Source organism: Marinomonas communis (genome assembly GCF_004363305.1).
GTDB lineage: Bacteria > Pseudomonadota > Gammaproteobacteria > Pseudomonadales > Marinomonadaceae > Marinomonas > Marinomonas communis.
The window spans coordinates 63,765-84,233 of the sequence record NZ_SNZA01000006.1; the positions used below are offsets into that span (position 1 = coordinate 63,765).

24 protein-coding genes are annotated in these 20,469 nt (G+C 46.8%); 13 read left to right on the forward strand and 11 right to left on the reverse strand.

Translation table 11 applies throughout. The features are described 5' to 3' along the window. The first annotated feature begins 75 nt into the window (after positions 1–75). The gene (olsF, locus tag C8D85_RS15550; RefSeq protein ID WP_133564453.1) at positions 76–1,812 is read left to right on the forward strand and encodes a bifunctional ornithine lipid synthase OlsF; all 1,737 of its coding nucleotides are present in this window, start codon (positions 76–78) and stop codon (positions 1,810–1,812) included. Here the strand turns inward: olsF and C8D85_RS18225 are convergent. Further along, the gene (locus C8D85_RS18225; RefSeq protein ID WP_266099417.1) at positions 1,797–1,919 is read right to left on the reverse strand and encodes a hypothetical protein; all 123 of its coding nucleotides are present in this window, start codon (positions 1,917–1,919) and stop codon (positions 1,797–1,799) included. The two genes, olsF and C8D85_RS18225, sit on opposite strands and share 16 nt — an antisense overlap. A gap of 248 nt (positions 1,920–2,167) precedes the next feature. On the opposite strand from C8D85_RS18225, the gene C8D85_RS15555 reads away from it, so the two are divergent. From C8D85_RS15555 to betA, 3 genes are all read left to right on the forward strand, one after another. After that, the gene (locus C8D85_RS15555) at positions 2,168–2,473 is read left to right on the forward strand and encodes an isoamylase early set domain-containing protein (RefSeq protein WP_133564455.1); all 306 of its coding nucleotides are present in this window, start codon (positions 2,168–2,170) and stop codon (positions 2,471–2,473) included. A 270-nt stretch (positions 2,474–2,743) separates the two neighbouring features. Beyond that, entirely contained in the window at positions 2,744–4,201 is a 1,458-nt protein-coding gene (gene betB, locus C8D85_RS15560; RefSeq protein ID WP_133564457.1) for a betaine-aldehyde dehydrogenase, read from the forward strand. Between the two features lie 15 nt (positions 4,202–4,216). Beyond that, the gene (gene betA / locus C8D85_RS15565; protein WP_133564460.1) at positions 4,217–5,881 is read left to right on the forward strand and encodes a choline dehydrogenase; all 1,665 of its coding nucleotides are present in this window, start codon (positions 4,217–4,219) and stop codon (positions 5,879–5,881) included. A gap of 251 nt (positions 5,882–6,132) precedes the next feature. On the opposite strand, the gene dhiA is transcribed toward betA, so the two are convergent. The 4 genes from dhiA to C8D85_RS15585 all read right to left on the reverse strand — a co-directional run bounded on the left by dhiA (position 6,133) and on the right by C8D85_RS15585 (position 8,050). Beyond that, entirely contained in the window at positions 6,133–6,630 is a 498-nt protein-coding gene (gene dhiA / locus C8D85_RS15570; protein WP_133564462.1) for a type II toxin-antitoxin system antitoxin DhiA, read from the reverse strand. After that, positions 6,624–6,893 (reverse strand): type II toxin-antitoxin system toxin DhiT, encoded by a 270-nt coding sequence (dhiT, locus tag C8D85_RS15575; RefSeq protein ID WP_133564465.1) that lies wholly within the window; start codon positions 6,891–6,893, stop codon positions 6,624–6,626. Before dhiT ends, dhiA begins: the two co-directional genes overlap by 7 nt. Positions 6,894–7,544: 651 nt before the next feature. Continuing rightward, a complete protein-coding gene (locus tag C8D85_RS15580; protein WP_133564467.1) occupies positions 7,545–7,802 on the reverse strand; it encodes a Txe/YoeB family addiction module toxin in 258 nt (85 codons plus the stop codon). Then, complete coding sequence (locus C8D85_RS15585) at positions 7,799–8,050, reverse strand: type II toxin-antitoxin system Phd/YefM family antitoxin (protein WP_133564469.1); 252 nt, start codon at positions 8,048–8,050, stop codon at positions 7,799–7,801. Before C8D85_RS15585 ends, C8D85_RS15580 begins: the two co-directional genes overlap by 4 nt. A gap of 289 nt (positions 8,051–8,339) precedes the next feature. Between C8D85_RS15585 and C8D85_RS15590 the strand changes: the two genes are divergently transcribed. Continuing rightward, on the forward strand, positions 8,340–8,840 hold the full coding sequence (locus C8D85_RS15590) for a GNAT family N-acetyltransferase (protein WP_244937036.1): 501 nt from the start codon (positions 8,340–8,342) through the stop codon (positions 8,838–8,840). Positions 8,841–8,913: 73 nt separating this feature from the next. On the opposite strand, the gene C8D85_RS15595 is transcribed toward C8D85_RS15590, so the two are convergent. After that, positions 8,914–9,483 carry a GNAT family N-acetyltransferase gene (locus C8D85_RS15595; protein ID WP_133564471.1) on the reverse strand — a complete coding sequence of 190 codons (570 nt, stop codon included), beginning with the start codon at positions 9,481–9,483 and terminating at the stop codon, positions 8,914–8,916. Between the two features lie 100 nt (positions 9,484–9,583). Here C8D85_RS15595 and sdhC point away from each other — a divergent pair, with 100 nt between their 5' ends. The 3 genes from sdhC (at position 9,584) to C8D85_RS15610 (ending at position 10,843) form a co-directional block, all read left to right on the forward strand. Continuing rightward, on the forward strand, positions 9,584–9,964 hold the full coding sequence (sdhC, locus tag C8D85_RS15600; RefSeq protein WP_133564473.1) for a succinate dehydrogenase, cytochrome b556 subunit: 381 nt from the start codon (positions 9,584–9,586) through the stop codon (positions 9,962–9,964). Further along, positions 9,955–10,305 (forward strand): succinate dehydrogenase, hydrophobic membrane anchor protein, encoded by a 351-nt coding sequence (gene sdhD, locus C8D85_RS15605; protein WP_133564476.1) that lies wholly within the window; start codon positions 9,955–9,957, stop codon positions 10,303–10,305. Before sdhC ends, sdhD begins: the two co-directional genes overlap by 10 nt. A gap of 73 nt (positions 10,306–10,378) precedes the next feature. Then, positions 10,379–10,843, forward strand: a complete 465-nt coding sequence (locus C8D85_RS15610) for a GNAT family N-acetyltransferase (protein WP_133564478.1) — start codon at positions 10,379–10,381, stop codon at positions 10,841–10,843. A 154-nt stretch (positions 10,844–10,997) separates the two neighbouring features. Here C8D85_RS15610 and C8D85_RS15615 read toward each other — a convergent pair whose 3' ends face one another. Beyond that, on the reverse strand, positions 10,998–11,678 hold the full coding sequence (locus tag C8D85_RS15615) for a zinc metallopeptidase (protein ID WP_133564480.1): 681 nt from the start codon (positions 11,676–11,678) through the stop codon (positions 10,998–11,000). A gap of 86 nt (positions 11,679–11,764) precedes the next feature. Between C8D85_RS15615 and C8D85_RS15620 the strand changes: the two genes are divergently transcribed. Beyond that, positions 11,765–12,358, forward strand: coding sequence for a DNA-J related domain-containing protein (locus C8D85_RS15620; RefSeq protein WP_133564482.1), 594 nt, complete (start codon positions 11,765–11,767; stop codon positions 12,356–12,358). 72 nt (positions 12,359–12,430) lie between these two features. Then, positions 12,431–13,543, forward strand: a complete 1,113-nt coding sequence (gene mltA, locus C8D85_RS15625) for a murein transglycosylase A (protein ID WP_133564485.1) — start codon at positions 12,431–12,433, stop codon at positions 13,541–13,543. 7 nt (positions 13,544–13,550) lie between these two features. On the opposite strand, the gene C8D85_RS15630 is transcribed toward mltA, so the two are convergent. The 4 genes from C8D85_RS15630 to C8D85_RS15645 are packed head-to-tail and all read right to left on the reverse strand — an operon-like array spanning position 13,551 to position 15,952. Further along, entirely contained in the window at positions 13,551–14,432 is an 882-nt protein-coding gene (locus C8D85_RS15630; RefSeq protein WP_133564487.1) for an energy transducer TonB, read from the reverse strand. After that, positions 14,432–14,869: an ExbD/TolR family protein gene (locus tag C8D85_RS15635; protein ID WP_133564489.1), complete on the reverse strand. Its 438-nt coding sequence runs from the start codon at positions 14,867–14,869 to the stop codon at positions 14,432–14,434. The genes C8D85_RS15630 and C8D85_RS15635 overlap by 1 nt, the downstream gene beginning before the upstream one ends. Then, positions 14,866–15,288: an ExbD/TolR family protein gene (locus C8D85_RS15640; protein WP_133564491.1), complete on the reverse strand. Its 423-nt coding sequence runs from the start codon at positions 15,286–15,288 to the stop codon at positions 14,866–14,868. Before C8D85_RS15640 ends, C8D85_RS15635 begins: the two co-directional genes overlap by 4 nt. After that, positions 15,278–15,952, reverse strand: coding sequence for a MotA/TolQ/ExbB proton channel family protein (locus tag C8D85_RS15645; RefSeq protein ID WP_133564493.1), 675 nt, complete (start codon positions 15,950–15,952; stop codon positions 15,278–15,280). The genes C8D85_RS15640 and C8D85_RS15645 overlap by 11 nt, the downstream gene beginning before the upstream one ends. Before the next feature lie 142 nt (positions 15,953–16,094). On the opposite strand from C8D85_RS15645, the gene C8D85_RS15650 reads away from it, so the two are divergent. From C8D85_RS15650 to C8D85_RS15660, 3 genes are read left to right on the forward strand one after another with little or no spacing between them, the layout of a single operon-like run. After that, positions 16,095–17,414, forward strand: coding sequence for a DASH family cryptochrome (locus C8D85_RS15650; protein WP_133564495.1), 1,320 nt, complete (start codon positions 16,095–16,097; stop codon positions 17,412–17,414). 2 nt (positions 17,415–17,416) lie between these two features. Continuing rightward, positions 17,417–18,901, forward strand: a complete 1,485-nt coding sequence (locus C8D85_RS15655; RefSeq protein ID WP_133564497.1) for a cryptochrome/deoxyribodipyrimidine photo-lyase family protein — start codon at positions 17,417–17,419, stop codon at positions 18,899–18,901. Then, the gene (locus tag C8D85_RS15660) at positions 18,898–20,448 is read left to right on the forward strand and encodes a cryptochrome/photolyase family protein (protein WP_133564499.1); all 1,551 of its coding nucleotides are present in this window, start codon (positions 18,898–18,900) and stop codon (positions 20,446–20,448) included. The genes C8D85_RS15655 and C8D85_RS15660 overlap by 4 nt, the downstream gene beginning before the upstream one ends. Positions 20,449–20,469 lie beyond the last annotated feature (21 nt).

The window sequence follows — 20,469 nt, forward strand, 5'->3', positions numbered from 1 at the left end:
ACAAAAACTTCACTGAGCTGTCATCGTCTCTCCCTAGCCTGTTCAAGAGAACCTTGAAGGTGAGTGGAGTAGATCGTGTTACAAGTCGAACAAATCATTTCCAGTAAAGCCCCAGGCTTTTTAGACAAAAGCCCCATCATAACCAAGCCCACCTTGAGCTTGCTTAAACGCCTATTTCACGAAAATGAAGTGAATCAGTTTCTTGAACAAAATGGGCACTGCATTGGATTTGAGTTCATTGATCGCGTTTTAGATCACTTCAATTTTGGCTATCGTGCCAGCCAAGTGGATCGCCGTAACATCCCCGCAGTTGGCCGTACTCTGATCGTGGCAAACCACCCTCTTGGCGCATTAGATGGTCTAGCTATTTTGCGTCTCATTGGCGAGATTCGCCCTGATGTCAAAATCGTGGCCAACGACCTCTTATTAGGCTTTGATGCCCTCAAAGGACTTGTACTTCCGGTCGATAACATTGGCGGCAAAACAGGTCGTCAGCAACTTAAAGCCATTATGGACTGTCTACACCGAGAAGAGTGCGTGATTATCTTTCCTGCTGGTGAAGTATCACGTCTTTCTCCAAGTGGAGTCAAAGATCTAAAGTGGAACTCCAGTTATCTAAAAATTGCGCAAAAAACCAATAGCCCGATACTTCCAGTGCATATTGGTGGACGCAACTCCATGATGTTTTACACCAGTTCTTGGGTCTATCGTCCCCTCTCAACAGTGCAACTGGCCAATGAAATGTTCCGCCAGCGTAATCGTCGCATCCCTATTCAAGTGGGCGAACCGATCCCGATTCAAGAGCTGGCTAAGTTGCCATTAAGCAACAAGGAAAAGAATAAACTGGTTAAGCGACACTTGTACCGTATTGCCAAAGGTCGCAAGCCTCTGCTTAAAACGGAAAAAACCATTTCTCACCCTCAAAACCGTCAACAATTGAAACTCGAGCTTAAGCGTGCAGAGCATTTAGGATCGACCAAGGACAACAAACAAATCTATCTAGTCGATTACGAGCACGAGTCGAGCCTGATGCAAGAGATCGGACGTTTGCGTGAAATCGCATTTCGTAAGGTTGGAGAAGGCACCGGTGAGCAAAAGGACTTAGACAAATACGATCAATATTATCGCCACCTTGTCCTATGGGATGAAGATGAGCTCGAGATTGTCGGCGCATACCGTATTGGTGAGGTGTACCGCTACTTAAAAGCGGGACAAGATAAAAGTATCTACAGCAGCACTTTATTCAGCTATAGCTGCGACATGGAGCCCTATTTTGAGCAAGGGATCGAATTAGGACGCAGTTTTGTCCAACCTAAGTATTGGGGCAAACGCAGTCTCGATTACTTGTGGTATGGCATCGGTGCCTATTTAATTAAACACCCAGAAGTACGTTACATGTTTGGCCCTGTCAGCCTCAGCGGACATTTCCCACCACTGGCGAAAGACATGATCGTGCACTTTTATCGTACCTATTTTGCCGACCCTGAACACTTGGCCACCTCGTTCACACGCTACACGATACAACCTGAGCACAAAGATTTACTGAAAAGCTATTTCAGTGGAGAAAGTTACGAAGAAGACTTTCGCAGCTTAAAAGAACAGCTAGGCAACATCGGTGCTGCTGTCCCCACACTGTTTAAGCAGTACAGCGAATTATGTGAAGACAACGGCGTGCGCTTCTTAGACTTCGGTGTGGATGCGAGTTTCGGATACTGTGTTGATGGTCTGGTCCTTGTCGATTTAGACAAGGTGAAAGACAGCAAACGTAAACGCTATCTCACAGGCAATGATGTCGCTCATGAATCTTTATGATGGGAGCGCTGAGAAGCACCTGAGTGATGCTTTAAATACCATAGATATCCAAGCTTAACGGCTAAAGCGATGGCAAGTACGATCAAAACAATGTGAGCGAATTCCATGGAAACCTCCTCGATTGTTGAATGACTCACTGTCATTTTAGCTGCTCAAGTAAAATAATTGTGCATTGTTTGAACAATATGCCCTCATTTTTAGCGTTCAAGTTATGTACTATCGGTTATAGGACTGCTGATTTGGGGCGGGTTGGGGATAACACCCCAAGTTTTCCCCATTGGCGTAAGACTTGCTTGCAAACAAGCTGGATGTGCATAAGTCACACGAATCCTGCCGCTGACTCAAGGAGCTGAAGATGATCGAAAAGAACTATCTAAAAACCAAACCCGAGTGCAAAGTAAAGTTTGCTCTGCCGATAGAGCAAATCGAAGGTGCAAAAAAAGTCTTCCTTGTTGGAGATTTTAATAATTGGGACGAATCTGCCACGCCGATGCGTAAGCAAAAATCAGGCGTATTTTCTTCTACCATCAACTTGGAAAAAGACAAACAATATCAGTTTCGTTATCTGGTGGATGGCACAACTTGGCTTAATGATGAAAGCGCTGACGCTTATGCTCAGAGCCCAATCAGCCACGATCAAAACTGCGTATTACAACTGTAATTATCACGCGGTTTACGCTTCTCTTCTGAAAGGCTCCTGTTATCAAGACAGGGGCCTTTTTCATGTCTGCCGATCGTCCTCACATCGTATCGCTTTTAACTCTGCTAGAATTTTTTTTGCTCTATGGATTTCAAAATCACTCATTTTATGTACAATGTTTTTTATTAAACGCTCATTTAATAAAAAACTTACCGCTAACTTTAGGCTAAATGAGCTGACCCAAATACATCCTAATTCAGGATCTGACTTTTCGACTTTGAGAGGTGAAACATGGCACATAAGCAGCAATACATTCATGGCCGCTACGTTGCGTCCACGACGGGTGAGACCTTCGAGACACGCAATCCAGCAACAGGTGAACTGCTAGCAACCCTAGAACTTGCAGGCGAGAAAGAGCTGCAAGCAGCTGTGGACTCAGCCAAACAAGGTCAAAAAGTTTGGGCGGCAATGAGTGGCGTTGAACGTGGTCGTATTCTTAAACGAGCTGCGGACCTGCTGCGCGAGAACAACGAAGAAATCGCGAAACTGGAAGTACTGGATACGGGTAAACCGCTACAAGAAGCGATCGTTGTCGACATTCAAACCGGCGCTGACGTAATCGAATATTACGCAGGCCTAGCAGACAAAATCCAAGGCGACTTCCAAGACCTGGATGCGGACAGCTTTTTCTACTCACGCCGCGAACCACTAGGCGTATGTGCTGGCATCGGTGCTTGGAACTACCCTGTACAAATTGCCTGTTGGAAATCTGGACCTGCCTTGGCTGCGGGTAACGCAATGATTTTCAAACCGTCTGAAGAAACGCCGCTTACGGCTTACAAACTGGCGGAAATCTTTACTGAAGCAGGCCTTCCTGACGGCGTATTCAACATCGTTCAAGGGGATGCACGCACGGGTCAATTGATCACTAACCACCCTGAGATCGACAAAGTATCCTTCACTGGTGAAGTCGGCACGGGTAAAAAAGTCATGTCTGCTTCAGCGTCTTCACTTAAAGAAGTCACCATGGAGCTAGGTGGTAAATCACCACTGATCATCTTCCCTGATATGCCTGTAGACCAAGCGGTTTCCGGCGCAATGCTCGCTAACTTCTACACTCAAGGTGAAGTCTGCACCAACGGTACACGTGTATTCGTACACGAAGACATGCTGGAAGCTTTCAAAGCAGAGCTGAAAACGCGTACTGAAGCCATGATCATCGGTAACCCAATGGACATGGACACGCAAGTTGGTTCTTTGATCAACCAAGGTCATATGGAAAAAGTTCTAGGCTACATTGAGGCTGCGAAAGAAGCTGGCGCAACATTGCTATGCGGCGGCGAGCGCTACACAGAAAATGGCTGTGAAAACGGTGCCTTCGTCAAACCGACTGTATTTACCGATTGTACCGATGATATGCCACAAGTTCGTGACGAAATTTTCGGCCCTGTTATGTCAGTACTGAGTTTCAAAGATGAAGACGAAGCGATCCGTCGTGCCAATGATACGAAATACGGCCTAGCAGCAGGCGTCTTCACGAAAGACGTGAGTCGAGCTCACCGTGTGATCAAGCAGCTTGAAGCCGGTATTTGTTGGATCAACACTTGGGGCGCGTCGCCTGCAGAAATGCCTGTGGGCGGATACAAAGAATCTGGTATTGGCCGTGAAAACGGTATCGAAACCCTACGTGCATACACGCAAGTGAAAAGCGTATTGGTTTCTATGACAGACATTCCTAGCCCTTACTAAGGTAGCGGAGACATCATGAGCGAAGTATATGATTACATCATTGTTGGCGCCGGCTCTGCGGGCTGTGTGCTAGCAGATCGCCTAACGGAAAGTGGCGAGCACAAGGTTCTACTCGTGGAAATGGGAGGCTCTGACAAGAGCATCTTTATTCAAATGCCAACCGCATTATCGTACCCAATGAACACGGATAAGTACGCATGGCAATTCCACACTGATAAAGAAGACGGCCTTGATGGCCGTGAAATGCATTGTCCACGAGGCAAAGTGTTAGGCGGCTCCTCTTCGATTAACGGCATGGTGTATGTTCGTGGTCACGCCTGCGACTTTGATGAATGGGAAGAAAATGGTGCCGAGGGTTGGAATTACCAGACCGTGCTGCCTTACTTCAAACGTGCTGAAACTTGGTCTGGCGGTGCAGATACGTATCGTGGTGGTGATGGCCCATTATCGACCAACAATGGTAACGATATGACCATGAATCCGCTGTACCAAGCCTTTATTGATGCTGGGGAAGAAGCAGGCTACGGTAAAACAGACGACTACAACGGTTATCGCCAAGAAGGCTTTGGCCCAATGCACATGACCGTTAAAGACGGCGTTCGTGCATCGACGTCAAACGCTTACCTGCGCCGTGCCATGAAACGCCCGAACCTTACCTTAAAGACAGGCGTTTTAACTGAAAAAGTCTTGTTCGATGGCCAACGCGCCACCGGTCTTGAGTTCCGTGTCAACGGACAGAAACAGCAAGCAACAGCGTCTAAAGAAGTTATTCTAAGTGCTGGTTCAATTGGCTCACCAACCATCTTGCAACGTTCAGGTGTTGGTCCAAAAGCGGTACTTGAAAACGCTAATGTGCCAGTGGTTCACAACCTGCCTGGTGTGGGTGAAAACCTGCAAGACCACTTGGAAGTGTACTTCCAATACTGGTGTAAACAGCCGGTGACGTTAAATAGCAAATTAGGCTTGATTAGCAAAGGTTTAATCGGCACGCGTTGGATTTTGTTCAAAGACGGTCTGGGTGCTACCAACCACTTTGAATCTTGTGGCTTTATCCGCTCACGCGCGGGTCTTAAATGGCCAAATATTCAATACCACTTCCTGCCAGCAGCCATGCGCTACGACGGTCAGGCAGCGGTTGACGGCCATGGATTCCAAGTACACGTAGGCCCGAACAAGCCAGAGAGTCGCGGTAAAGTTTGGATCGAGTCAAACGACCCTGAAGCGAAGCCACGTATTCACTTTAACTACATTGGCACAGAACAAGACAAACAGGACTGGCGCGACACCATTCGCCTAACTCGTGAAATCTTGCAACAGTCTGCCCTTGACGACTACCGCGGCGAAGAGATTCAGCCAGGTATGAACATCCAAAGCGATGAAGAAATCGACCGCTGGGTAAAAGACAATGTAGAAAGTGCCTACCATCCATCTTGTACTTGTAAGATGGGCGCTGACAACGACGCTATGGCGGTTTTGGATGCCGAATGTCGTGTTCGCGGAGTAGAAAACTTACGCGTGGTGGATTCCTCTATCTTCCCAACCATCACCAACGGCAACTTGAACGCCCCAACTATCATGGTGGCGGAGCGAGCGGCCGATATGATCTTAGGAAAATCTCTACTGCCAGCGGCCAACGCACCAGTATGGATTCATCCTGAGTACCAGACTCAACAGCGTTAAGGTTGAGTCACAGCGTTACTCCACTTTTAGGCCTCCTCGGAGGCCTTTTTTGCGTTCTAGCAATTATCTCTCAGGAGTATTAGGGATTCAGATCGCTGTCACCAAAATCAATTTCTAGCTCCACGCGCAAGCGCGAGAAGTCGCTGCAACATTGTTTTAGTGACCGCCTCAAAGCACCGCAGAATTAACATCGTACGACCCGGCTCCGTTCGGGGAGAGGCCTCGGTAAGCACCTAGACAAATAGTTGAGGCTATTTCTCGCTAAGCTCCCCTGCCAATTCAATCACGGCACGCCCAAGTTGAACTAACGTGCCGAAGTTCGGTGTGGTATCCGGTTTTAAAGAACGATAGGCACTCGTTCTGCTTTTGATTCCCGCTTTGGCAATGACTCGCTGATGACCAAATTTTTCTACGTAACCTCGAATTGCGGCTTGTAAAATATCTGGTCGTCCCTCTTGCATAGACTCCCAAGCCGCAGATTTAATGACCGCCTCAATCTCTTCTAAGCTGGATAAATTGCTAGCTTCAGACAACTGGCCAACGGACAGATCGCGTAGCTTATTCGCAGTTAGAGTAATGTTCTCCCAGCGAAGAGAGCCATCTGTATCTAAAGCAAATTTATCAAAACGAGAAGACGATTCTACTGTAGAAAAAATATCTTCTAGATCTACAGTGCCTTTAAAGCCATCACTGAAAATCAAAGCCAAGTTGTAATCGGTGATAAGATCTACATCTATTACTTTTAACATACGTCGCCTATTTTCCCAGGGTTGATGCCAATCACTGCAAGATTCCACATCTTCATCAACTGTTTTCTATGTGATGCGATATAGTGCTCAGCACGCTTACGCTGCTTGTTAGGTAAGTACCCTTCTAAGCATTCAGCTGTAACGATTGAGATAATCAGTTCAAAGCCACCATATTTGACATGCACATGTGGCAATTTGTGTTGTTGGTTGTCGAAGAAATACAAATGAAACGACAACCCCATCCATGTGTCGATTTCAGGCATCCTTGCCTCGCTATCTGATTCATTATCTATAGAATAGACAAGTCTCTTAAAAGAGACAAACTTTATTGAAAAATATCCTGCGCACTGACTGAGCTATTCGGGAAAACACTTACTTCAATTCAGTACTGTTTTAGTCAGGCATTGATAAGCAGAGGTGGCTTGTTGAGGTTGATAGCCAAGTGTTTGATAGAGTGTTTTGGCGGTGTTGTTATCGTGGGCAACACGCAAAGTAAGTTATTGATAGCCTTGATATTTTGCAACATCAGCAATGCGCTGAAATAAGGCTTTGGCAAGTAGCCCTCAGGAGTATTAGGAATTCAGATCACCGTCACCAAAATCAATTTTTAGCTCCACGCGCAAGCGCGAGAAGTCGCTGCAAAATTATTTTGGTAACTGCCTCAAAGCACCGCTGAATTAACATCGTACGGCCCGCCTCCGTTCAGGGATAGGCCTCCAATAGCCTCTGGCAAGTAGCCTTCAGGAGTATAGGGATTCAGATCGCCGTCACAAAAATCAATTTCTAGCTCCACGCGCAAGCATAAGAAGTCGCTGCAAAATTATTTTGGTAACCACCTCGAATTGCGACTTTCAAACATTTGGTCGTCCTTCTTTCGTCGACACTCAAGCAGCGGACTTAATCACGACTCAACACTACCCATAATGATATCTAAGCTGTGCGATCATCAAAGTATCATTATCACATCGATAAATAATCCGATGCTCATCGTTAATGCGTCTTGACCAATAGCCTGACAAGCCATGTTTCAATGGTTCAGGTTTACCAATGCCTTCGTACGGCTGTCGCTGAATCTCTTTGATCAAGGTATTAATACGTTTTAAGACTTTCTTGTCCGTGCTCTGCCAATATAAATAGTCATCCCAAGCGTGGCTTGAAAACATCAGCTTCATTCAATTAATTCCCTTTCTTCACCTTTCCCTGCTTCAAGCTCAGCCATGGATTCCAGTAGTCGCTTGGCATTAGCTGGAGATCGAAGTAAATAAGTCGTCTCCTGCATAGCCTCATAGTCTTCAAGTGAAATCATCACAACTGGCGCTTCACTCTTGCGAGTAATGATCACTGGCGAGTGGTCATTACAGACCTTTTCCATCGTGCTCGCTAAATTTGCTCTTGCAGTGGTGTAGCTAATAGCATCCATAAAATAAACCTCAAATTGTACATGTACAGAATTAAGTACATTGTAATTCTTTGATCAATTCTCGTACAAGCTATATTTGATGATTGGAAGGTACAGGAATGCATTCGAATCAACGCTGACACTCGTCAGAGGAAACTCTAATGAACCAAGAGATCATTCTCGAATCGCAGCTAAGATCATGTCCTTCAGACGAAAGATCCGGGTATAAAATCCAACGATTGCTCTCTTCGCCGTTTGCCAGTACTTTGTATATCAATTTCGTCAAGGTACACATGGATTGGTAACAACTATGACAACGTTCACCACCTACTATTTAGAAATGCACTCACCTCATCAACTGAATGCAAAAATACTCCCAGACTCATTAAATATTGTTGAATGTGAGCAACCACAATATGAGCTAAACCGCTTTTTATACCAGCTTGTTGGAGATTCATGGGATTGGGGAGATTTGGACACTTATACTAATGAGCAGTGGCAAGCTCGTGTCGAGGACAAGGCTTTAAGGACATGGGTTGCCTATTACCGTGGCAGCATTGCTGGATACTATGAACTCTACCAGCCTGACAATAAGCATACCGAAATAAAATATTTTGGCCTTTCTAAAGAGAATATCGGCAAAGGATTTGGTGGCGCATTACTTAGCCAAGCAATTATATCGGCTTGGGAGTGGCCTGGAACCAAAAGAGTTTGGGTCCACACATGCACATTAGACCACCCAAATGCACTAAAGAATTACTTGTCTCGTGGGATGGAAATTTATAAACAAGAAACAGCTCAATTAGATTAAATAAATCTACATTGTATCGACTCATAGCAAAAATTTCTGCGCACTAACTGAGCTATTCGAGAAAACACTTACTTCAATTCAGTACTATTTTAGTCAGGCATTGATAAGCAGAGGTCGCTTGTTGAGGTTGATAGCCAAGTGTTTGATAAAGTGTTTTGGCGGTGTTGTTATCGTGGGCAACACGCAAAGTAAGTTGTTGATAACCTTGGTATTTGGCGACATCAGCAATACGCTGCAGTAGGGCTTTGGCAATACCTTGGCGGCGATGTGCGGGCGCGACATATAGGCCGTTGTGCCACATTTCACTGTCGGCAAAATGCTGGGGGCCGTGATTTAAAGGGGAGCGCATTAAACGCCAAAAAGCTTTGTAACCTAGGGCTTTCAGTATAGAGCGCCAGTTCCCTGCACCGGTAAAGCTTCCGCTTGGTTGCTGAAAGCCAGCAATGCCGACAACTTCACCTGCGCTGAGTGCATATACACCATAGCGCCAATCGACCACTGTTTGCAGCAAGCGCTGCACTTTTTCAGGTTCCAAGTCCATGCCATGTAACTCAAGACAAATCGCCTGAGCATAAAGCTCTAACGCTTGCTGTGATTGCAGCGTATTGAGTTGATGCTGTATATCGAAACTAAGCGTTTGCATGGTTTGCGCCCAAAAATATGACAAAGTCTGCGGATTAACTAATGATAATAAATATCATTTTCAATACAATAAGTCACCTCATAAACCTAGGGAGTTTTTCATGAGTCAGGAACGTCCAGTCAATTTGGACCTTAAAACAATACGCTTACCGATCACGGCCATTGCTTCCATCCTCCACCGGATTTCTGCAGTCATTATCTGGGTAGGACTTGGCGCTTTTTTGGTCGCTAACCTTATCGCATTATCTTCTAGTGAAGGCTTCGATACGATTCAGTCACTGTTGGATGAATATTTCATTATTCAATTCGTACGCTGGGGCTTCACTACCGCTCTGGGCTACTACATTGTGGCTACCCTTAAACACATCGTTCAAGATTTTGGCCACTTTGAAGAATTAGAAAGCGGTCAAATGATTGCTAAGGTCGCCATTGCTGTGGGGATATTGCTGAGCCTAATGACAGGAGTATGGATATGGGGGTAAGTGCAAAAGACAAACTACGCAGTGGTACTCGCGAATGGGTGTTTCAGCGCGTTGCTAACTTTCTAATTTGCCTTTGGGCAATCACCTTTATCACAACAGTATTGCTCCAAGCACCCACAGACATGGAGTCTTGGCGAGCATTGTTCGTCCCTATGTGGTTCAAACTGTTTAGTACCCTAGTACTATTGTTTGCAGGCTTAAACAGCATGCTGGCCGGATGGCAGATCGGCACGGACTATATCAAAGTCCCAGCTATAAACCGTCCTTACATGTGGCTAGTGAAGCTCATCAGTATCGCTTATGTGGTGATCGGTCTATATATTTTATGGGGATTGAGTTAATCCGCTTATCAAAAAGCGTTACTCTATCTGACTAACGCTTTTTACTTTCAGCATCCAAATGGATAACAGCGGTATGGATACCCTCTTAAAGCTAAGACCCTTGACCACAGCAGATATCGATTGCGCGAGTCAAATTTGCTTGGCGGCCTTCAATCAATCCGTCGCACATACTGTCTCTGCTGATGGTATTGCTACATTTTTCAAGATCGCCTCGCCTGACGCTTTTCAAGCGCGTATGCACAAAGATACTTTTATGCTTGTCGCAGAACGTGAAGATATCGTAATCGGTGTTGCTGAGCTGCGCGAAGGTCATCACATCTCGATGCTTTTTGTTCGACCAGATCAACAGCAACAAGGTATTGGGCGAGCATTGCTTCATGGTTTGCTCAATCACGTTCGATCAAACACCGTCACCGTCAGCGCATCGCTTACCTCTGTTCCTGCCTATGAAAAATATGGTTTCAAAGTCACAGGTGAGATTTCTGAAACAGCAGGATTAATTTATCAGCCAATGTCACTGAGTGTTGATATCAAGTAGCACAACTAATGGATATCCTAAACCTAGAAGACTTCACCGTAAAAGACTGACGATTAAGAACTCGTAATGCTCTTGCAATGAATCCAGCGACAGTCAAAATCCCGAATCGAGTTGCCTAAATGGCAACAATACATAACTTTAACTTTTTTAAGCTTTAGCGCCGCGGAAAACGCCAGAACAGCAGGATATTCATCAATGCTGAAGCCACGTAAGTTAAAGCACAAGCGGTTAATATGCGTTTTACCTTAGGGAGATCTTGGCTGGGTAAGTAGCGTCCTTTTTTTAACATGGGCAAAGCTTTGTTAAAGCTCGCATCCCATTCTTCAGGCAAGATCGCCAGTTGTATGAAAACGGTCATCAAGCCTAACGTTACAATCACTAAACCATGTATTAGCGGTGTATAGGGCAATCGTAAAACGGCACTGAGAATGGGCCATGCGAATAGCATCAAGACCGCAAAACGCTGAATAATCATCGCCACAGGCAAGTAACGAGTACGCAATCGAGCGACGGTTTCTTGGCGGTGATGCGCAATCGCGTGACCGACCTCATGAGCCGCTACCGCTACAGCGGTAAGCGAGCGCTCGTTTAGCACATAGGGACTTAAACGGACAGTTTTAGCTTGAATGTCGTAATGGTCTTTACCCTCTTCTGCCACATCTACGTTAACGTCTTGTATGTCGTAGCGCTGCAGCAGATGCCGTGCTAATTCCCCCCCTGTACCTGGCAAGTCACCACGAGGGGATCGGTATTGGTTCAACACACGTTTCACCCAAATCTGTGGGCCAAAAAAGAGAGCCAGTAAGCTAATCAACAAGGCGATATAAATAATCATGGGCTTTTCATTCTCTTGTTACAGGATGCACTTTGACGAATGGAAACTGGGTCACCTACACTATTAACAACGCAAGGAGCTCACGTATGCGAAACCCACTCATTCCTGACATTTTGGCCATTCTCAAAGAGCATTCTCAAGGCATTTCTGAGTTTGATTTGCTGAAGGCGCTCAAAGCACGTCATGCCATGTTAAGCCAACTCGCAGAAGACTCAAACCTATTGCTGTTTCGCCAACATTTTTTGATCATGAATGCGCTGTATCAGCTGCAGACAAGTTTGTGGCAGGAAGAGCAACTCGCCCTTGAGATCTCTGGAACTCGTATTAGTTTAGTCTACGGTAAACAACACCCGTCATCGTCTTCTAATACGAACGTTTCTGACAGTGCGGATGCCAAGCTGGCGGCTTATTACAGCGACTGGGATGAATACGTAAAAACAGACAAAGAGGATGTTGAACAGCTGCTGCAAAGTTTTTATCAAGGTATCGCCAGTGTTGATGAGCGTAAAGATGCATTAAAGGTCCTAGCATTACATTCTGACTTCATGAATGATAAAGAGGCGATTAAGCGTCAGTACCGTAAATTAGCAAGAGACGCTCACCCTGATCATGGAGGCGATCCAGAGCGTTTTATCAGCTTAAGACAGGCTTACGAATGCTTAATGCACAGCTTTGTGTGAACTTTATCCCGTATCTTTGAGTCTTAACAGGAACCATTTTTAACCGTTAAGACCTTTAACGAATGAGCTTCTATGTCTGTAAAACCGCTGTTGCTGTTAATACCTATTCTCGTGCTGTCTGCTTGTTCCACACGAGAAATCGATCCTTCGAATGATTTCCCAAATAATGGCCGTGATGAGCAAGCACAAAAGCGTGAATCCCTCTACTTAAGTGAGCGCTTACCACCAGGGCTGCCCTATCCAGATGCTACTTTTATAACGGGTATTGAACAGCAAATACGTTATCTAGAGCGTATTTCTGCAACCTCATACCAGCTGGATAATCTACTCGTTACCCGTGATGATTTGCGCGCCGCCGCGGAGGAAATTCAAACATGGGTCAATCACCCGACTTACTGGCCTCAGTTGAGTGCTTATCAAATCGCAGGTCAGGACCAACGGGGTAATGTGCAGATTACAGGTTACTATGTTCCCGTGATGAGCGTACGCCATCAGGCAGATGATGAATATCGCTACCCTCTTTACCGCAAGCCTAATGTGGCCAAAGGAACGCCTCTCCCTGATCGTGAGGCGATTGATTTTGAAGGCGCTTTAGATGGTCAAGGGCTAGAGATTGCTTACAGCAATAGCTTGGTCGATAACTTCTTTTTGCATGTGCAAGGCTCAGGGGTTGTCGAGTTTGAAGACGGCGAACGTCGTTTACTCTCTTGGGGAGGCGTGAACGGCCATGCTTATCGCAGTCTTGGTAAAGTATTGATCGAGAAGGGCGAAATTGATCGGGCTGATATGTCAGCTCAAGCCATACGTGAGTGGCTTGCCGCTCACCCTGAGCGCCAACGAGAGATCATGTCGACGAACCCAAGTTATCTGTTCTTTAGTGAGGGACTGACCCAACCCGTTGGCGCCGCTAACGTGCCTTTGACGCCACTTTACTCTGTTGCGGTCGACCCAAGCGTCATTCCTCTGGGCAGCATTTTGCTAGGTGAAGTGCCTAAGCTTGACCAGCAAGGGAATCTAGTGGGTCATGAGTTTCGTTTGCTACTCGCCCAAGACAAAGGTGGAGCGATTAAAGGCCCAGGGCATATCGATTGGTATCAGGGCATTGGTGAGGCGGCGCATTTTCATGCAGGACAGTTGAAGCACTTTGGCCGAGTGTGGCTATTATTACCACGCTCGGCCAAGTAGTCGAATGCTAATCCTTTAGCTGGAAAGCAACAGGAAGTGTGATCTCTATCGCATCACTTCCCATTTCCAAGTTAAACGCTGGCAGAGGCTGTGAGCGCTTCACCATATCGATGGCCGCTTGGTCTAAGCGCTTAGAGCCTGAGCTTTCTACCACTCGAATCGGACGTGCGTCGCCGTTCGCATGGGCGGTGAACGATACCGTTACGATGCCTTCTTCACCACGGCGGCGAGATGCTCTAGGGTAACGTTTGTTGTGCGCTAACTTCGCTTTTAGCTTAGCGTAGTAATCCGCTTTCGCTCCGGCTTGCCCACCATTGTGTGCGGCACTCGCTTTACCCGTTGTCGCTTTTTGCTGCACTACCGTTTGCGCGGCATTCACCTTCTGCGCCACGACAGGGGCTGGTTTTGGACGAGGCTTAGGCTCTGGTTTTGGCTTCGGTTTAGGTTCCGGCTTGGGCTCTGGTTTTGGCTTCGGCTTAGGTTTCGGCTTGGGCTCTGGTTTCGGCTCAGGCTGAACAATCTCACTCTTCTGCTTCACCTCGACCTTAGGTTCCGGTTTTGGAATCGGCTTAGGTTCAGGGATCGGTTCGGGCTCAGGAATAGGTTCCGGCTCAGGCTCTGATTCAGGAATTGGCTCCGGTTCAGGCTCAGGAAGCGGTTCTGGTTCAGGCTCTACAATTGGCTCCGGTGGCGTTACTTCGGCTTGGGCAACGATGGTTTCTTCTTTGACCCCCATGTCACCTAGCATACCTAAATCAAACTCAATGCCTTGTTCGCCTGCAGCCAAACTGCCTGATTCATTTTTAGGGTGCATAAACGCCCCATAAAAAGCACCAGCATGCAAAGATACGGCAAGGCCACCCGCCACAATCCAATGTGTTCTCTTCATTACTCCGTCCCTTTTCCTAGTTGTGTTGCCACACTTACTTTGGTTAGACCCGAAGCTTTAATTTCAGAGAATAATGGGCGTAAGGCTTCAATACTGACATCGCCGTCTGCTTTTACCTGTACCCAGAACTCGTCTTTATCAGAGGCTTGATCAAACAGAACACTTAAGCGACTTTGAACATCTTCGACTTTGGTTAAGTCATCGTTCAAGTAAAGCTCACCATTGGTCCCTAGCACGATCAGCACATTGGGCTCAGTGGCAGCACGTTGCTCATTAATGGAGTTAGGCGGTGTAATTTTGATTGGGTCAGATTTTTGAATCTGACCTGCAACCATAAAGAAGATCAACATCAAGAACACGACGTTGATTAATGGGATGACACCGTCATCCCCAGCTTGGCTATCACGCTGTGCAATAAATTTTTGATTAATATTCATGATTGAGGATCATTAAACGCGTTTGCAATCGATAGCTTTTCAGCACCTTGTAACTTGAGTTGGTCGGCAAGCGTCATTAATGATTGTAGCGATACGCTATCTTCAGCCTGAAGAACAAACAAGCGATCTTTGTTTTGCTGCACAATGTCGCGAATGCGATCACTGTTTTGCACGGAAATAAACTGATTGTCGAACCACACTCTGCCGTCGTTGGCTTTCAGCTCAAACAATAACGGATCTTGCTTATCTTGGTCAGGCAATACTTCCTGAGAAGGCGCAGCCAAAGGTGTGTCTAATGTTCTCCATGCCACAAACGATGACGTCAGCATGAAGAACAATAGAAGAATGAAAACGACATCGATCAGTGGTGTTAAGCTAACAAGCTGCTTTTTGCGTGGCTGGTCAAGCTTAAGCGGCATGCAGCACCTCGCGCGCAGCCACTGCGGCTAGGCGTTCACCTTCTTTTGATGTAAAAACCTGCGTCACCGAGTCGTTCATGTTGTGTGCCACACGCTCTACTTTACGCTCTAACCAAGCGTGCATAGCAATGACTGGAATCGCTACCGCAATACCTACTGCAGTGGTCAGCAATGCCTGCCAAATACCACCAGACAATACAGAAGGATCAACTTGTGCGCCTGCACCTTCCATCTGTTGGAACGCAGTGATCATACCTAGCACTGTTCCGAGTAGACCCAATAATGGGCTCAATGAACCGATGATTTCCAGTGGTCGTAGGAACGAACGTAGATCATGCAGCGTGTTCAATGCACGACGTTCAGCTTCTTCACGTACCGTTGCCACTTCTCGATTCGCATGACGCAAGGCTTCCATACTGTATGCAACAATGCTTTCAACCGGACGCTTTTCTGAAAGCTTTGCCAGCGCTCCATCAATATCACGAGCACGCCACGCATCCAGCGCAAGATTGACATTCTTGCGGCTTTCCGCTCGCAACATGGCCAATTGCCATAGTTTCACTAAGAAAATAGTGACAGCAATAACGGAGAATCCCAATAGTATCCATACAACCGGGCCACCAACCATTAAGAAGTCTTTGATTTGTTCCATTGTGCTATTCATCGCACGCTCCAGAGAAGAAAAAAGATAATTTCATCAATGATATTCATTCTCACCTGCATTTACAAGAATTTACCCATAATTTGTTGCAATCCAAAACATATTTTTTGACGTACTTAGACTATCAACGGGTGGAGAATTAGATATGAGTATTGGGCTAATTTGGTTCGGTAATGACTTACGCACAGCAGACCAAACCATGATGTGGCACGCCAGTCAGGAAGTAGATCAGCTAATATGTGTTTTTTGCGACTCTTCTTTGGCTGACACTTCACCTCTGAGCGCATATGCCACGCCTTCGACGTTACGGAAAGTTTTTCTTCGCCAAGGGCTGAATGACCTCTCTAAGAGTCTTTCCGAGTTAGGACAAACCTTGTTTGTCTCGTCACTGCCTGCGCATCATGTCATTACCACATTGCTAAATGAGCTGCCCATCACACACGTGTACCGCAACTTGCACCCTGGCTGGTACGAGCAAAAAGCTTTAGACGATCTGAAAGAAGCTTTTTCAGATGTGCAGTTCCGCCTTTTCTCAGGGCTGCAACTCTTTTCACCATCCCACACTACTTTTATCGGTAATCAGTTTCCCGATACGTTCTCCAAATTCCGTAAACATATGGAGCGTTTGGAGGTTTCTCCGCCCGCACCAGAGATCAATCGACTGCCCGCTATTGCACCGTTTGTATTGCCTAATATAAGCCCTTGGAAAGTCATCCAAGAACAAGAAGCTCCGCTCTTTAATGGTGGCGAATTAGCCGCCCTAACACAGCTCAGCGATTACTTCGCCACACCATTGCCAAGCACTTATAAAGAGACACGCAACGCCTTTGATGGTTGGGAAAACTCAACGAAGTTTTCCGCTTGGCTGGCACAAGGCAGTATCTCACCAAAGCAAATTAAGGCCTGCCTTGATGTCTATGAGCGTGATCACGGTGCCAATGACTCCACCTACTGGATTTTCTTTGAACTGTTATGGCGGGACTATTTCCATGGTTATGGACTGCATTACGGGCGACAGTTGTTTGCTCGACAAGGTATTCGTGGCCAAGGCGCACAAGGCAGCTTCTACCCAGAACGTTTTAAGAAATGGTGCCAAGGCAACACGCCCTACCCCATTGTTAACGCCTGCATGCGACAGCTCAATCAGACTGGTTACATGAGTAACCGAGGTCGCCAGCTGGTGGCCAGTTGTTTAATTTACGATTTGGGAATCGATTGGCGTTATGGTGCAGCCTACTTTGAGTCACAACTACTAGATTATGATGTCGCTTCCAATTGGGGAAATTGGCAATACATTGCTGGAGTGGGAGCCGATCCCCGTGGTGGACGTCACTTTAATCTAGACAAACAGGCACGCACCTACGACCCAGAACAACGCTTTATTCAAACTTGGGGGGGTAATGACTTTGACAAGAATCTAGATTCTGTCGATGCTGCAGACTGGCCCATCTCACCCACGTCTTAGTCATGGCATTAAACCATTCTCCTATTGTTGTTTGGTTTAAGCGTGATTTGCGTTTGAGCGATCACGCCCCTTTAAAACAAGCCTGTGCAAGTGGGCATCCTGTTTTATTGCTGTATGTGTTTGAGCCTGAACAACTAGATGATCCTCATTACGATGAACGACATTGGCGCTTTGTATGGCAATCATTGCAAGACTTACAGCAGCAGCTCGCGTCATACCAAGGACAGATACATATTCGCCAACAATCTATACTCGAAGCATTTGATGAGTTGCATCGCAACACGGGCTTTACTCAGATACTGAGTTACGAAGAAATTGGCGTAGGGATTACGTTTAAGCGAGACCAAGCCGTCAAGAACTGGTGTCAGCAACACCAAGTACAATGGACAGAGTTCCCAACTGGCGCGGTCATTCGGGCACTGACCTCCCGCACCACGTGGGATAAAGCGTGGCAAAGCACCATGCGTGCGCCTTTAGACACACCTAACCTTGAGCAAGCCGAATGGTTTGCTATCCCCGAAACAACTTTCATACCACCTGACTCATGGCAAACACCCCAACGAGGCATGCAAACCGGTGGAAGTTCACTTGCTTGGCAAACGTTAACGAGCTTCTACGAAGGTCGTGGACAAGATTACTACCGTCAATTATCAAGCCCTCTTACCAGTCGTAACGCCTGCACCCGCTTATCGCCTTATTTGGCTTGGGGCAACATCAGCCTGCGGGAAGTTTACCAAGACTTGCTGTCGCGCTGGCACACCAAAGGTTGGCGTCGCACCTTGGTCGCGTTGAGCTCACGTTTGCATTGGCACTGTCATTTTATGCAAAAGTTTGAAAGCGAGTGTGAGATGGAGTGGCGCCCTATCAATCGTGGCTATGACCGCTTCCCTTACCGGCAAGACGAGCGAGTTAACGACGATCTCAGAGCTTGGCAAAGCGGTCAAACTGGCGTACCTATGATCGACGCTTGCATGCGGGCTTTACACTTTACTGGCTACATTAACTTTCGCATGCGCGCTATGCTGGTCAGCTTTTTATGCCACCACTTAAATATTGATTGGCGCTTAGGCGTACATCATTTGGCTAGGCTATTTTTAGATTTCGAACCGGGGATTCATTACCCGCAATTTCAAATGCAAGCAGGTATTACAGGCGCAAACACCATTCGTATCTACAACCCTATCAAGCAGTCCCAAGATCAAGACCCTGATGGGGACTTTATTCGACGCTGGGTACCTGAACTTGCTGACGTTCCAAGTCCACTCATTCATACCCCTTGGACCATGACGCAAATGGAGGAAGCTTTGTATCAATGTACTGTTGGTGAAGATTATCCCGCGCCCATTATCGATGTACCGAGTGCAGCGAAAGCCGCACGGGACAGGCTCTGGGGATTTCGTAAAGAAGCCCTTGTACAGCAGGAAAAACAACGTATTTTAACCACTCACGTACGGCCATCCAGTCGCCGTAAGGGCATGACATCATGAGCCAATTTGAAACCTTGCGCGTCATTTTGGGAGATCAATTAAATGCCGCCCATTCTTGGCTCAGAAAGCCCAATGACAAAGTCGCCTACCTCATCGCTGAGCTGCATCCTGAAGCTACCTATGTGCGCCATCATAAGCAAAAGTTGTGCGCCTTTTTCCTGGCCATGGAACGCTTCGCTCAAGCTCTGAAAGACGCCGGGCATAACGTGCAGTACTTGACCCTCGACGATACCGAAGGGCACAGCTTGGAATCCTTGATTATGGGCATGGCGGACTCTCTTGGCGTGCGCCGTATTGAACTGCAACGACCTGACGAGCATCGTGTGCTGATGCAGTATCAAGCCTTGGCGAGCCAAGCTAAGGTGCCGGTGCATTTAGCCGACACGGAGCACTTCATGCTGCCCTTCGACGAGATCCCCCGCTTCTTCAAAGCTAAAACCAGTGTGCGAATGGAACATTTCTATCGCAAAATGCGTCAACGCTTTAACATCCTCATGACCGACGACCATACACCGGAAGGCGGTCACTGGAATTACGACTCCGCGAATCGACAGAAATTAAAGGCCAGTGAGTTAAAAGACATCCCTGAGCCCTTGCTATTTCAGCATGATGTAAGTCACCTACTCGAACGTATCGAGCGCCATAAAATTCCGTTTCTTGGCGAAGCGGATGCTGCCTTACCATGGCCTGTGACTCGCCAAGACGGCTTGAACTTACTGCAGTACTTTTGCGATCACTTACTGGCTAATTTTGGCCGTTTCCAAGATGCGATGACTGGTCGCTCGCCTCATGCTTGGAGTCTGTATCATTCGCGCCTATCGTTCGCGTTGAATACCAAAATGATTCATCCAAATCATGTTATCAAAGCGGCCGTGATGACCTATCGTCAGCGAAACGACATCGACATTGCTCAAGTAGAAGGGTTTGTGCGACAAATCCTTGGCTGGCGCGAATACGTGCGGGGCATGTACTGGATCAACATGCCTGATTACTATGAACAGAACGCATTGGATGCCCAACGAGACTTGCCCCATTATTTCTGGGATGGCCAAACCAAGATGAACTGTATGGCACACGCCATCGGTCAATCCCTCGAATACGCCTATGCACACCATATTCAACGGCTGATGGTGACGGGTAATTTCTGTCTATTGGCTGGCATCCATCCAAAACAAGTGGATGAGTGGTATTTAGGGATTTATGTAGATGCCTTGGAATGGGTGGAACTACCTAATACCCGCGGTATGAGCCAGTTCGCTGATGGAGGTTGGATTGCCTCAAAACCTTACGCGGCCAGTGGTAATTACATTCAAAAAATGAGCGATTATTGCAGCGATTGCCACTATCAAGTGAAAGAAAAAGTGGGTGAAAAAGCCTGCCCAATGAACAGTTTATATTGGCGCTTTATGGTGCAACACCGTGACCGTCTATTAAAGAACCCGCGCATCGGTATGATTTACGGTAACTGGGACAAACAAGATAAAGCCCAACAAGATGCCGTACTAGAGCGGGCACAATGGTGCCTGGATAACATCAACGGATTATAGAGCGGACGGTCTCGCTCTGTT